The sequence below is a fragment of the Nonomuraea sp. NPDC005501 genome (assembly GCF_040605905.1).
Taxonomy (GTDB): domain Bacteria; phylum Actinomycetota; class Actinomycetes; order Streptosporangiales; family Streptosporangiaceae; genus Nonomuraea.
The window spans coordinates 1-12,561 of sequence record NZ_JBEXDT010000154.1 but is presented as its reverse complement, the minus strand read 5'-3'; the positions used below and the strand labels follow the sequence as shown (position 1 = coordinate 12,561).

Here is a 12,561-nt window from a genome sequence, read left to right as displayed (position 1 = left end):
GGCCGGCGGCGTGCACGTGCCGGCGCTCGGCGGCCTCGACCGGGGCTCGGCGGTCAAGGCGCTCGAACGCGCGGGCCTGGTGGCCGGAACGGTCACGCAGGTGGACTCCCCGCGCAAGGTCGGCCAGGTGCTCGGCTCCCAGCCGCAGGCCGGCGTGGCGGTGCCCAAGGGGACGGCGGTCGCGCTGCGCGTCTCGGCCGGCCTGGTGGTGCCCGCCGTCACCGGCATGCGCCGTGGACCCGCCGAGACGGCTCTGACCAGCGCGGGCCTGACCCTGGGCGCGGTGAGCACGTCCTGCTCGGCCCGGCCGGACGGTCAGGTCCTCTCCTCCGCCCCGGAGGCGGGCACCCGGATCGCGGGCGGTGGCAAGGTGGCGCTCGTGGTGTCCAAGCACGGGACGAAGGTTCCGGGCGTGCTCCGCCGTACGGGGGAGGCGGCGAGCGGGACGCTGCGCGGGGCCGGTTTCGGGGTGACGCAGGACACCCGGCTGGTGACGGACGAGTCGCGCGCGGGCACGGTCCTGGCGCAGAGCGTCGCGCCGGGCACCTGCGCGAAGCCCGGCAGCGGGGTGGTCCTCACCGTCGGCGTCCTGGCCCAGAGCGACCCCGATCCCACGGAGCCCTCCGAACCCCCGGCCACGGTGCCTCCCACCCCGACCGCCACCGCCTCCGACAGACCCGCCTGACAGCGGCGCGCGAGCATCGAGGGGCTCCGGCCTCACCGGCTTCGCTGGGAGCGGCTCGGGCTCAAAGGCAGGGCTCTCCCCGTCGCGCTTCCCGCATAGGGGCTCGGGCAGCGCTCAGTGGGGGGAGCCGAGCTCCCCTACGCCCCCTGGGCAAGGGTCCTCCGGCCCCCTGCACCTCCGGGCGCTATCCGACTTCCGCACCATTGCTTTATGCGCTTCCATTCGAGCACTCTGTAGTGCGATCGGAAGCCGACTCGACCCGCAGAGTGTGGCGGTGGACACGGCGGACTTCAACCGGGTTGTCCTCGGGCCGACAAGCCAAGGAGCGAGCACTCCTCCATGTCAGCTCACGGATGTACTGCTGGGGTCTGATCACGAGGCGTATCCTTGCGGCCACCGCTAGCATGGACGTGTGGGAAGGCTCTGATGCTTACAAGGCTGGAAGTGCACGGATTCAAGAACCTCTTGGGTTTCGAGGCCGATCTTGGTCCCTTTACGTGCATCGCAGGCGTCAACGGGACCGGGAAATCAAATGTCTTCGACGTGATCCAGTTCCTTAGCCTGCTGGCTGATAAATCCCTGATCGAGGCGGCCCAAGAAGTCCGTGGTGTGCATGGTGAGCGATTGGGTGATCCCCGAGATCTGTTTTGGAACGGTTACTCCGGAGCCGATCACACGATGAGGTTCGCTGTAGAAATGATTGTTCCGGGTGAGGTTGAGGACGATTTTGGGCGTCCGGCCAAGCCGGCGATCACCTTTCTGCGCTACGAACTGGAGCTCGCATATATTCCACCGAGCGGTATCGAGAAGATCGGGCGACTTGGTTTGCTCGCGGAAAGGCTCCGGCATATCAAGCTTGGCGACGCACCAGAAAGGCTTCGCTTCAGACACAATGCTGGTCATTTTCGAAAGGCGGTACTGCATGGGCGTCGTGCTGGTACAGCTTTCATCTCGACAACTCAAGACGCCGATGGCCAGCCGATCATCAGTATTCACCAAGACGGGGGGAGCAGAGGGCAGCCAAAACCAGCGGCTGCGTCCCGGGCTCCTGCCACAGTCGTAAGTACGGTCACGAGCAGCGACGATCCAACAGTTCTCGCTGCGCGGCGGGAGATGCAGTCATGGCGTCGCCTGGCTCTGGAACCCTCCGCCCTGCGAACGGCGGATCGTTATGTCGATCCTCGACAGATGGATCCAACCGGACGCCATCTGGCGGCAACTCTCTTCCGCATAGCTTACGAGGACGGCGATCCGGAGCGCATATACGCGCGAGTGGCCGGCCGGCTTGCCGACCTGTCCGGCGTTGACGTGAGGGACCTGCAGGTCGAACAGGACGATGTGCGCGAGCTTTTCACCGTACAACTTGTCGAATCTGGAGGTCTTGCGCTTCCTGCCAGGAGTCTGTCGGAAGGGACGCTTCGCTTTCTTGCGCTATGTGTTCTTCTCGAAGACCCCTCCGTCGAGGGTCTCCTCTGCATGGAGGAGCCCGAGAACGGCATACATCCCGCAAACCTGGACGCGATGGTTCGGTTGGTCGAAGACCTGGCTGTCGACGCGCAAGAGGCGCCAGGACCGGACAATCCGTTCCGTCAAGTCATTGTCAACACGCATTCGCCCGCGGTCGTCCAACTCGTGGATCCGCAGGATCTGCTCTTCGCGGAGTCCGACATCAGGCAGGCGCCTGATGGGACAATGACCCACGCCCTGCAACTGCGCCCGCTTGCGGGCAGTTGGCGCGATAGTAAGGAATCCAAGGTCAGAGCTGTCACGAAGGCCGACATCCTGCCCTACTTGACAACGCCGCCCGGGGCCCAACTCTCGTTGGAGATCGCGTGAACCTGCGCGTCCTGTTCCTTGGTGAAGGAACCAGCGACAGTGGCATTGCGACCCATGTCCGGCGCATAGCCATCGAAAATGGTTTCAGAGTGGCGATCACGGATCCACTGATGGAAAGACTTCCGCCCTCTCGTCAGAAGACGTTAGCGTCCAAGCTGGAGATGATCAAGGAGATCGGCGGTCCGTACGAACTGGTGATAGTGCACCGTGACGCGGACAGAGATGGGCGGGAGGCCCGGCTGCGGGAGATTCGGCTGGCCGTGGAAGGCGTCATGCCTGGAGTTTCTTACGCCGGCGCCATCCCTATTCGGATGACCGAGGCTTGGCTCATGTTGGACGAGCGTGACATCCGGCAGGTCGCAGGCAATCCAAACGGTCGCATGAACCTCAATCTGCCGAAGCCGGGCTCTGTTGAGTCAATTGCTGATCCGAAGTCCATGCTCGCCGAGAAGCTGGCCCTCGCGTCCGGTCTGTCCGGTAGGAGGCTGGACAGATTCAAGCAACGTTTTTCCGAGCACAGGCGTCAGTTACTGGACCGCATTGACCCCGAGGGTCTCATATGCGATGTTCCGTCATGGAACGATTTCAATGCAGACATCATCGCCGGCCTGCGAAGGGCCGTTTCTCGCATGGGGGAGAATCGGTGAGATGACGGCGGGTCCTTCGGTTCGGGGCCGAGGACAGGGACCGCTGTACCAAGGTCGTGATCTGCAATCAGGTCCGACGTCGTTCCCAGGTTCGCTTCTGGGCTTGGTCTCATGCCCATGCCCGCTTCGCGGCGTTGTCAGGTTCCGAAGGTCCTGGCCGCGCGAGTGGCCGGCCGGAAATTCGCTGTCCTCGGCGTCCGCGCCGCCGATATCTTCCGATCATGGACGAGCAGGCTCTGCTCAAGCACTCCGACGGCCCGGTGACCCGCGACCGGATCGCCCGCGACCTCACCGCTCTCGGCCTCGCCGAGGGGGACGTCGTCATGTTCCACACCCGTATGTCCGCCATCGGGTACGTGGCCGGCGGCCCGCAGACGATCATCGACGCCCTGCTCGACGTCGTGGGGCAGCGCGGAACCCTCATGGTCACCTGCGGTTGGAACGACGCCCCGCCGTACGACTTCACCGACTGGCCCCGGGCATGGCAGGACGCCCTGCGCGCGGGACATCCCCCGTACGACCCCGACCTGAGCGAGGCCGACCACGACAACGGACGCCTGCCGGAGGCGCTGCGCCGCCGGCCCGGCGCGGTCCGCAGCCGGCACCCGGACGCGAGCTTCGCCGCCCTCGGCGCGTCGGCGGCCGCCCTGATGGCCGATCACCCGTGGGACGACCCGCACGGTCCCGGCAGTCCGCTGGCCAAGCTGGTCGCCGCCGGAGGCCGCGTGCTGCTGCTGGGCGCTCCCCTGGACACCCTCACGCTGCTGCATCACGCCGAGGCGCTCGCGGACGCGCCGGGCAAGCGGTTCGTGGAGTACGAGCAGCCGATCCTCGTGGACGGCGAGCGGGTCTGGCGCCGCTTCCGCGACATCGACTCGCAGGACGGGGCCTTCGACTACTCCCACGTGGTGCCCGAGGACCAATGGCCGTTCGCCGTCATCGCGGCGGAGATGATCGCCGCGGGGATGGTGCGGCGCGGCATGGTGGGCGCGGCGCAGAGTCACCTGTTCGAGGCCGGGGACGTGGTGCGCTTCGGGGTCGCCTGGATGGAGGAGAACCTGGGAAGGGCCTGACGTGTCGCCCTGGGATCGCTCCTTCGGGTGCCCTGATCGGGTGCCCCGTCATGCGGCGGAAAACGGGTTGCGGTCGCGGATCGCCTCGCGGGACGCTCGCCGGCGTGAAGATGCACGCCGACGAGCTGACGGTGACGCCCGAGACGGTGCGGGCGCTGGTGGACGAGCAGTTCCCGGATTGGCGTGAGCTGCCCGTCAGGAGAGTGTCCTCCCACGGGACGGTCAACGCCATCTTCCGCATCGGCGACGACCTGGCGGCTCGCTTCCCGCTGCAGCCCGGCGACGTCGAGTCGATCCGGCGCCGGCTGGAGACCGAGGCCGAGGCGGCCCGCGAGCTGGCCGGCCGCACGCGCTTTCCCACGCCCGAGCCGGTGGCGCTCGGCGAGCCCGGGGTGGGCTACCCGCTTCCGTGGTCGGTGCAGACGTGGCTGCCCGGTGTCGTGGCGTTCGACGCGGACCCGGAGGAGTCGGTCGCGTTCGCCCACGATCTCGCCGACCTCATCGAGGACCTGCGCGCGATCGGCACGCGCGGCCGGACCTTCTCCGGCGACGGCCGAGGAGGCGACCTGCGTACGCATGACGCGTGGGTGGAGACCTGTCTCGGGCACACCGAGGACCTGCGGAAGGCCGGCCGGCTGCTTCTGGACGTGGACCGCCTTCGCGACCTGTGGGCGAAGATGCGAAACCTGCCCCACGACCCGGCGGGGGACGTGATGACCCACGGCGACCTGATCCCCGGCAACGTGCTCGTGTCCGGGGGCCGGCTGAGCGGGATCCTCGACGTCGGCGGCTTCGGACCGGCCGATCCCGCCCTCGACCTGGTGAGCGCGTGGCACCTGCTGGAGTCCGGGCCGCGACAGGCGCTCCGGGAACGGCTCGGCTGCGACGACGTGGAATGGGAACGGGGCAAGGCGTGGGCGTTCCAGCAGTCGATGGGGGCGGTCTGGTACTACATCGACAGCAATCCGGCGATGAGCGGCATGGGCCGGCGCACCTTGGAGCGCATCCTGGCCGACGGGTAGCGGCTCGTCTCAGAGGAGACGGTCGAAGGTGCCTTGGGGCGAGGCGTCGAGCGCCTCGTCACCCCGCCGGCGTGCCGGCACGTCCGCCATCTCCTCCGGCGTCGCGGAGAAGACCCTGGGCCTCACGCGGGACGAGGGAGCTGGTCGGCCTTCGGCCACGGACTGGAGCGGCTCATGAGATCAAGAACGTGGGCCGGCGCATAGACGCGGATGCCTGCTTCGGGATCAACGAGGCCGGCCTCGTCATGGCGGCCTTCCTCGCGTCTGCTCAGTTCGGGCGATGCCCTGTCGGTTACCTCAAGTGCAACAAGAGCCGGGACCTCATCGCGCTCGACCATGCCTCCATGTACCCGGATCTGCCGGTTTGAGCACGAAGCGCACCCTCTGAGGAACAGGAAGCGTCGTCAGATCGTGCGGGCGGCGCGGAGGAGCTCGGCGCGGACCTGCTCCTCCGGCAGGTCCGTCGTGTGCACCACGCCCCACTGCAGCGCTCCCAGCACGGCCCAGCCGCGCAGCCGGGACCCGGCGTCCGGCTCCGGCCCCACCAGCCGGGCGAACAGCTCGTCCCGGAACGTCCTGATGGCCTCGCCCGGCGACCCCGGCGGGGCGTCGTCGGCGCCGCCGACGTCCTCCATGATCAGGCGCAGCACCGCCCGGTGCCGCACGACGAAGCCGACGAGCGCCTCCAGGAACGCCTCCCGGCCGGAGAACTCGGCGCCCAGCAGCGTGAGCATGTCGTCGGCGCAGGGCGCGAGCAGCTCGGCGGCCAGCCGGTCCTTGGGGTGGAAGTGGTAGGCGACCGCGGTCTTGGTCAGCCCGACGGCCGCCGCGATGTCGGCGAGCGAGGTCCCCGCGTAGCCGCGCTCGGCGAACAGCGTGCGGGCGGCGGCGAGGATTCTGCTGCGGGTGTCGTCGGCTGTGGTCATCGTCTCATTTCCGTACTCGCCTCAGCCTTCGGGTATATCCCGATCTATCGTAGATCCTGTACGACCGTACAGGACGGCCGTCGAGGAGGGGGCCTGCGATGACGCGGTTCTTGGGGCGGCTGGGCGGCTGGTGCGCCCGGCACGGGATGGTGGTACTGGCGTTATGGGTGGTCGCGGCGGCCGGCCTGCTGGGCGGCAGCCTCGTGCTCGGCAGTCCGGTCAGCAACGACGTGACGATCCCCGGCACGGACGCGCAGCGCGCGCACGACCTCATGCGCACCGGCTTCGGCCCCGGCTACGACACAGGCGGCACGGTGCAGCTCGTCGTCTACTCGGCCAAGGGGCAGCTCATCGACAAGCCCCGCAAGGAGGCCGTCGAGCGGGCGATCGCCGCCATCCGCGCGGTCCCGCACGTCAAGCAGGTCGACACGCCCTACCGCCGCGGCGGCATCGCCTCCAACCTGCAGATCGGCCTCATCACCGTCCGCCTGGAGGGGCACGACACCACCAAACCAGCCGAGGCCGCCCAGGTCGTGTCGCGGGCCGCCGAGCCCGCCAGGGCCGCCGGGCTGGAGGTCGTCCCCGCCGACAGCTCCACCCCCGCCGACAAGGAGATCAAGACCGGGCCGAGCGAGATCATCGGCGTGGCGTGCGCGCTGCTGGTGCTCGTCTTCGCGTTCGGCACGCTGACGGCGGCGCTGGTGCCGATCTTCACCGCGCTGGTCAGCGTGGCCGCCGGGCTGGGCATCATCGGCCTGCTCGGCCACGTCGTGGACGTGCCGAAGCAGGCGGGCATCATGGCCACGATGATCGGGCTCGGCGTGGGCATCGACTACGCGCTGTTCCTGCTGTCACGGCATCGCAGACTGCTGGCCGACGGCGTGCCCGTCCAGGAGTCGGTCCGGCGCACGGTCGCGAGCTCGGGCGGCGCCGTGGTGTTCGCGGGCGGCACGGTCATCGTCGCGCTGAGCGCGCTGGTCCTCGGCGGGTTCCCGCTGCTGCGCACGCTCGGCTGGATCACCGGCATCTCGGTCGTCACGGCCGTGCTCACCTCCGTCACGCTCGTCCCCGCCCTGCTCGGGCTGCTCGGTCACCGCGTCAACGCGCTCAAGCTGCCCTTCCTCGGCCGCCGCCGCGGCGAGTCGTCCGGCTGGGCCGGGCTCGGGGCGTGGGTGGCCCGCCGCCCGTGGCGGGTGCTGATCGGCAGCGTCGTCGTGCTGGCCGCCCTCACCGCGCCCGCCCTGGCGCTCAAGCTCGGGCCGCTCGACGAGGGGTACGGCGCGCAGGGCTCCGAGCCGCGGCGCGCGTACGAGCTCATGGCCTCGGGCTTCGGCCCGGGTGTCAACGGGCCGCTGCTCGTCGTCGCCCGGCTCGACGAGAAGGTGGCCGACGCCAAGGCGCCCGTGGTCGAGCGGCTCACCGACGCGATCGAGGACGTGGACGGCGTCGCGCACGTCGCCCCCGCCAAGGTGGGGACGTCCGGCCGGTCGGTGATGATCCAGGCGATCCCCGACTACGCGCCCAGCGACGCCCGCTCCGCCGACGTCGTCCATGACGTCCGCGCCCTGTCCGTGCCCGGCGCGCACCTGCACGTCGGCGGCAAGGTCGCCGCGCTGACCGACGCCGGTGACCGCATGGCCGAGCGGACGCCGCTGGTCATCGGCGTGGTCGTGCTCCTCAGCGCCCTCCTCCTGCTGCTCGCCTTCCGCGCCCCGGTGGTCGCGCTGAAGGCCGCGGTGATGAACCTCATCTCGCTCGGCGCCGCGTTCGGCGCGCTCGCGATGGTCTTCTCCGTCGGGCTGGGGAGCCGGCTCGTCGGCATGGACCCGCCGCTGGAGGCTTCGTCGCTGCAGATGTTCTTCTTCACGGTGCCGATCGAGAGCTACGTGCCGCTCATGCTGTTCGCGGTGCTGTTCGGGCTGTCGATGGACTACGAGGTGTTCCTGCTGACGGCCGTACGGCAGGCGTACCTGCGGCACCGCGACAACTCCCGCGCGGTCGCCGAGGGACTCGGCTCCACCGGCCGGGTGATCACCTCGGCGGCGCTCATCATGGTGTCCGTGTTCGTGGCGTTCATCGCGTACCCGGACCCGATGGTGAAGACGTTCGGCGTGGGACTGGCGGCGGCCATCGCCGTGGATGCCACGATCATCCGGGGCTTCCTGGTGCCCGCCACGATGGTGCTGCTGGGCCGGGCGAACTGGTGGTGCCCGCGCTGGCTGGACCGGCTGCTGCCCAACCTGTCGGTCGAGGGCCACGAGGAGGACGACCACGACGGCCGTACCGGCGGAGACGCGGGCCGGGGAGAGCGCGACGACCTGCCTGAGCCGGTGGGCGCGCGCGGCTGACCCCGCCACGCCCTCACGCGGAGAGGGACCCCGCTCCGCTGACGCCGGGGCGGGGTCCTTCGTCCGTCCGGGGAAGGCAGTGTCACATGCCCTTGCCGGTTACGGTCCAGGTGGTGCGGGCGGCTTGGGCGTGCAGCTGTGGAAGCCGCTCATGTAGCCGTCGTGGTAGCCCTTGTTCCAGGGGCCGCTGCCGGTGAAGTTGAGGTCGAACGGCTTGTTGTTCTTGCAGTCGGACCGGCCGTCAGAGAAGCCGACGTCGTGGCCCTTGTTGTAGCGCCTCTTCCACCTCTTGCCGGGATTGGCGCTCAGGGGTGCGGTGGCGGTCTGGACGATCGGCGCCGACGCCTCGGCGGTGCCTGCGGAGGCGGACGCCGGAGATTCCGCGGCCGGCCCGAACGCGAGCGCGCCGAGGAGTGCCGGCGCGGCCAGCATCATCACTCGCCTGGTACGCATTCCTGTCTCCTTGATCCCGCCGGTCCGCGGTGACAGCCACCTGCGGGTGCTCCGGCGCTCACCAGCCAGCATGGCCAGCACCCAGTGACCGCCCCGTGATGCCGGCGTGACGGCGGCATCACCGGCGCCCCGGCCCACCCTCGTCCGCCGGGCGCAGACCGGCCACCAGGTCGCGCAGCCGCGGCGTCGGCGACAGGTCCAGCTCGCCGCGGAGCACCCGCTCGTACAGCTGGTACTGGCGCAGCGCCTCGGCCTGGTTGCCCTCGGCCAGGTGGGCCTCGACCAGGGCGGCGCAGGCGCTCTCCCGCAGCGGCTCGGCGTGCAGGGCCACGCTGGCCGCGGACACCGCGTCGGCGAACCTCCCGGCCCGGACGAACCGGGACGACAGCGCCTCCAGCGCGTGGAGCCGCTGCTGGTGCCACTGCTCGGCCTCTCGCAGGACCCAGTCGTCGTACCAGCCGGGCAGCAGGCCGTGGGACAGCACCTCGATGGCGTGGCGGTCGAGGTCCTCGCCGCCGGCCGGCACGTCCGGGCCGAGGATCCGCTCGGCCAGGGCCCTGGCCTCGTGGAAGTCGACCCGCGTGTCCGGCGCCAGGCCGACCTCGGTGGAGCCGACGTGCAACATCCGGCGGCCGGCGCCGTCCAGGCGGGCCAGCGCGGAGCGCAGGCTCGCGTACGCGCGGTGCTCCGGCGCGTCGGGCCACAGGGTGGCGGCCGTCAGGCTGCGCGAGACCACCCGGCAGCCCAGGGCGAGAAAGGCGAGCAGGCGTTCGGACCCGCTGGAGACGCTGATCTGGTCGTCGCCCGCGAGCAGCCGGAAGCCGCCGAGGAGTGTGAGACGGAGACTGCTGCCCATGGCCTTCGGTCCCTTCACTGTCCCGGATCGGAACCCCTGGTCAACACTCAGTGTCTAGGTGGATGCCACTTTCGTCGGGTATGTACCCATTTGAGGTGATTTTTCAGCTCACAACGGTGGCGCCGCCGGACCGCCGCCACCCCGTGATGCCCCCCTCCAGCGACAGCGCCCGGAAGCCGTGCGCCCGCAGCAGCCGCACCGCCTCGGGCGACACGACACAGTACGGGCCGCCGCAGTAGGCGACGATCTCCGCGTCCCGCGACAGCTCCTCAAGCCGCTCGCGCAGCTCGGCCAGCGGCACCGACACCGCGCCCGGCAGGTGGGCCGTGGCGTAGGACGCCGCCGAGCGCACGTCCACGACGATCGTTCCCGGGTCCGCCAGCCGGGCGGCCAGCTCGGCGGCCGTCACACCCTCGGGCGAGCCCAGGTGGCGGGCCACCGCCTCACGCAGGTCGGCCAGCCGTCCGTGCGCGAACGCCTGCATCTCCCCGAGGAAGCGCGACACCCCCTCGTCGGCCAGCCGGTAGAAGACCTTCGTGCCCTCCTTCCGGCTGGTGACCAGGTGGGCGGCGCGGAGCTGCTGGAGCTGCGCCGAGGTGTTCTTCAGCGCGATGCCCGCCTCCTCGGCGAGCTCCTCCACCGTGCGCTCCTGCTGGTCGAGCACGTCGAGCAGCCGCAGCCGCACCGGGCTGGACAGCACTTTGCCGATGCGGGCGAGCTGCTCGTAGATCGGCTCTTCCGGGAAACCGGCCATCACACCATGAACTGGTCGTGGCGGAGGAACAGCTCGGTCCACTCCTCCTCGGTGGGCTGTCGGCCGGTCGTGGCGATCTCGGCCAGCTCCTCGAAGTACCCCTCCCTGGGGGCGCCGGGGGTGAACAGGATGAGCATGGTCGCCGGGGCACCCGACTCGTTGCGGAAGCCGTGGATGCCGCCCTCCGGGACGAAGAGGAAGTCGCCCGGGTTGCCGTCGATCCACCGGTCGCCGTTGAACAGGCGCACCGTGCCGTCCAGGACGTAGAAGGACTCGGTCATGGTCCGGTGGAAGTGCGCGCCGGCGCCGCCGGGACGCGGCCCCATCTCCCACCGGTACAGCCCGAACGCGCCGCCCGTGGTGGCGCCCGTCCCCAGGTGGTGCACATGCGTGCGCCGCTGCGCGGGGTCGTCGGTCTCGGGGCCCATCACGAGGTCGACGGGCGCGTCGGCCGGCCGGAACCGGCTGCTGACCTCACCCTTCTCGCCGAGGTAACGCGGCTCGGGGTACGACATGAGCAATCTCCTCAAGGTCTGCTTTTCTAAGGATCGTTAGAATAGCAGAGGAGATCGCCGATCAGAAGACGATGACCGTACGGGCCACGGTGCCCTGGCGGACGTGCGCGACCGCCTCGTTGACCTGCTCCAACGGCAGCCGCTCCGTGATGAGGCCGTTGAGGTCCAGGCGGCCCCGGAGGTACTGGGCCGCCAGCATGGGCAGGTCGCGGTGCGGCGCGGCGTCCCCGCCCTGGGTCCCCATGAGGCGGCGCGAGGAGAACAGCAGCGACGTGTCCACCTCCATCGGCCGGCCCGCCGGAGGGCTGCCGACCATGACCGTGGCGCCGCCCGGCGCCGTGGCGGCGAACGCGCGGGCGAGCACGCCGGGCACGCCCGTCACGTCGAAGGCGTAGTCCACGCCGCCCCGCACCACCTCGCCGACCTGGGCCGGCAGGTCCTCCGGTGCGAGCGTGTGGGTGGCGCCGAAACGCTCGGCGAGCTTGAGTTTCCCCTCCGCCACGTCGGCCGCGATGATCGTGGTCGCGCCGGCGAGGACCGCGCCCTGGATGACGTTCAGGCCGACGCCGCCGCAGCCCACCACGAGGACGCTGGAGCCCGGGGCGACCCGCGCCACGTTCAGCACGGCGCCGACGCCCGTGACGACGCCGCAGGCCAGCAGGGACATGGCGTCGAACGGCGCGCCAGGGGCGATCCGCACGCACATGGGCTCGTTGACCACCGTGTACTCGGCGAACGAGCCGATGCCGATGAAGCGGCGGGTCTCCGCGCCGTCCAGCGTGACGCGCGGCTCGCCGCCCATGATGGCCCGCGTCCTGGCCGGGCCCGAGCACAGGTGGAAGCGGCCGGCGCCGCAGTGGCGGCACCTGCCGCACGGGCCGCTCATCGAGACGATGACGTGGTCGCCCGGCTGGACGCCGGTCACGCCGTCCCCGACGCTCTCGACGACGCCCGCGCTCTCGTGCCCGAGGATGTACGGCAGCCGCGCGACGACCGGGCTCTTGCCGTCGATCGCCTTGAGGTCGGAGCCGCACACCCCTGACGCCTTGATCTGGACCCGGACCTCGCCGGGCCCCGGATCGGCGATCTCCACCTCGCGGATCTCCATCGGCTCGTGGAAGGCGGTCAGCACGGCGGCGCGCATGAGCATGCGCTCACGCTAGCCCGGCGCAGCCATTGTGAGCAAGCGATTGCTCGGCGAACCCCGGGGCCGTTGACACCCTTTCCGGGCAAATTTACGCTGACCAAAACCAAGCGAGCGCTAGGCCAAGACGGCGGCCGCGGCGCACGCCGTACCCAAGAGGTGAGGCGATGGCGCGACGACATCACGAGGTGCGGCGGGGCGCGGCGGGCCTGGCGGTCGCGCTGGCCGTGACGCTGCCGCTGGCCGGCTGCCGACGCGGTTCTGGCGCTGCTGACGGAGACCGACGCCGGGCTGGGCCACCC

Annotated in this window: 13 protein-coding genes; 6 read left to right on the top strand and 7 right to left on the bottom strand. The window is 70.2% G+C overall.

All coding sequences use genetic code 11. The features are described from left to right. The 5 genes from ABZS51_RS40570 to ABZS51_RS40550 form a co-directional block, all read left to right on the top strand. The coding region (locus ABZS51_RS40570; protein WP_355453063.1) for a PASTA domain-containing protein at positions 1-685 on the top strand (685 nt) is incomplete at its 5' end. A 444-nt stretch (positions 686-1,129) separates the two neighbouring features. Further along, positions 1,130-2,521, top strand: coding sequence for an ATP-binding protein (locus ABZS51_RS40565; RefSeq protein WP_355453060.1), 1,392 nt, complete (start codon positions 1,130-1,132; stop codon positions 2,519-2,521). Further along, positions 2,518-3,168 (top strand): hypothetical protein, encoded by a 651-nt coding sequence (locus tag ABZS51_RS40560; RefSeq protein WP_355453058.1) that lies wholly within the window; start codon positions 2,518-2,520, stop codon positions 3,166-3,168. The genes ABZS51_RS40565 and ABZS51_RS40560 overlap by 4 nt, the downstream gene beginning before the upstream one ends. 221 nt (positions 3,169-3,389) lie before the next feature. Continuing rightward, on the top strand, positions 3,390-4,241 hold the full coding sequence (gene aac(3), locus ABZS51_RS40555; protein WP_355453055.1) for an aminoglycoside 3-N-acetyltransferase: 852 nt from the start codon (positions 3,390-3,392) through the stop codon (positions 4,239-4,241). A gap of 110 nt (positions 4,242-4,351) precedes the next feature. Beyond that, entirely contained in the window at positions 4,352-5,263 is a 912-nt protein-coding gene (locus ABZS51_RS40550) for an aminoglycoside phosphotransferase family protein (RefSeq protein WP_355453066.1), read from the top strand. Positions 5,264-5,385: 122 nt separating this feature from the next. Here ABZS51_RS40550 and ABZS51_RS40545 read toward each other — a convergent pair whose 3' ends face one another. Beyond that, positions 5,386-5,601, bottom strand: a complete 216-nt coding sequence (locus ABZS51_RS40545; RefSeq protein ID WP_355453052.1) for a hypothetical protein — start codon at positions 5,599-5,601, stop codon at positions 5,386-5,388. A 66-nt stretch (positions 5,602-5,667) separates the two neighbouring features. Next, the gene (locus tag ABZS51_RS40540) at positions 5,668-6,189 is read right to left on the bottom strand and encodes a TetR family transcriptional regulator (RefSeq protein WP_355453050.1); all 522 of its coding nucleotides are present in this window, start codon (positions 6,187-6,189) and stop codon (positions 5,668-5,670) included. A gap of 98 nt (positions 6,190-6,287) precedes the next feature. Here ABZS51_RS40540 and ABZS51_RS40535 point away from each other — a divergent pair, with 98 nt between their 5' ends. Beyond that, positions 6,288-8,537: an MMPL family transporter gene (locus ABZS51_RS40535; RefSeq protein ID WP_355453047.1), complete on the top strand. Its 2,250-nt coding sequence runs from the start codon at positions 6,288-6,290 to the stop codon at positions 8,535-8,537. A 99-nt stretch (positions 8,538-8,636) separates the two neighbouring features. Here ABZS51_RS40535 and ABZS51_RS40530 read toward each other — a convergent pair whose 3' ends face one another. The 5 genes from ABZS51_RS40530 to ABZS51_RS40510 form a co-directional block, all read right to left on the bottom strand. After that, positions 8,637-8,990, bottom strand: a complete 354-nt coding sequence (locus ABZS51_RS40530; protein WP_355453044.1) for a hypothetical protein — start codon at positions 8,988-8,990, stop codon at positions 8,637-8,639. Positions 8,991-9,108: 118 nt separating this feature from the next. Then, complete coding sequence (locus ABZS51_RS40525) at positions 9,109-9,846, bottom strand: BTAD domain-containing putative transcriptional regulator (protein WP_355453041.1); 738 nt, start codon at positions 9,844-9,846, stop codon at positions 9,109-9,111. A 103-nt stretch (positions 9,847-9,949) separates the two neighbouring features. Further along, the gene (locus ABZS51_RS40520; protein WP_310716591.1) at positions 9,950-10,600 is read right to left on the bottom strand and encodes a metalloregulator ArsR/SmtB family transcription factor; all 651 of its coding nucleotides are present in this window, start codon (positions 10,598-10,600) and stop codon (positions 9,950-9,952) included. Further along, on the bottom strand, positions 10,600-11,115 hold the full coding sequence (locus ABZS51_RS40515; RefSeq protein ID WP_355453037.1) for a cupin domain-containing protein: 516 nt from the start codon (positions 11,113-11,115) through the stop codon (positions 10,600-10,602). The genes ABZS51_RS40520 and ABZS51_RS40515 overlap by 1 nt, the downstream gene beginning before the upstream one ends. Before the next feature lie 61 nt (positions 11,116-11,176). Then, a complete protein-coding gene (locus ABZS51_RS40510; RefSeq protein ID WP_355453034.1) occupies positions 11,177-12,265 on the bottom strand; it encodes an alcohol dehydrogenase catalytic domain-containing protein in 1,089 nt (362 codons plus the stop codon). Positions 12,266-12,561: the final 296 nt, after the last annotated feature.

What these genes read in the sequence shown, in the direction of transcription:
- ABZS51_RS40550 (WP_355453066.1), top strand. Translation starts at nt 4,352, where the DNA reads ATGCACGCCGACGAGCTGACGGTGACGCCCGAGACGGTGCGGGCGCTG.
- ABZS51_RS40545 (WP_355453052.1), bottom strand. Translation starts at nt 5,601, where the DNA reads ATGGTCGAGCGCGATGAGGTCCCGGCTCTTGTTGCACTTGAGGTAACC.
- ABZS51_RS40540 (WP_355453050.1), bottom strand. Translation starts at nt 6,189, where the DNA reads ATGACCACAGCCGACGACACCCGCAGCAGAATCCTCGCCGCCGCCCGC.
- ABZS51_RS40535 (WP_355453047.1), top strand. Translation starts at nt 6,288, where the DNA reads ATGACGCGGTTCTTGGGGCGGCTGGGCGGCTGGTGCGCCCGGCACGGG.
- ABZS51_RS40530 (WP_355453044.1), bottom strand. Translation starts at nt 8,990, where the DNA reads ATGCGTACCAGGCGAGTGATGATGCTGGCCGCGCCGGCACTCCTCGGC.
- ABZS51_RS40525 (WP_355453041.1), bottom strand. Translation starts at nt 9,846, where the DNA reads ATGGGCAGCAGTCTCCGTCTCACACTCCTCGGCGGCTTCCGGCTGCTC.
- ABZS51_RS40520 (WP_310716591.1), bottom strand. Translation starts at nt 10,600, where the DNA reads ATGGCCGGTTTCCCGGAAGAGCCGATCTACGAGCAGCTCGCCCGCATC.
- ABZS51_RS40515 (WP_355453037.1), bottom strand. Translation starts at nt 11,115, where the DNA reads ATGTCGTACCCCGAGCCGCGTTACCTCGGCGAGAAGGGTGAGGTCAGC.
- ABZS51_RS40510 (WP_355453034.1), bottom strand. Translation starts at nt 12,265, where the DNA reads ATGCTCATGCGCGCCGCCGTGCTGACCGCCTTCCACGAGCCGATGGAG.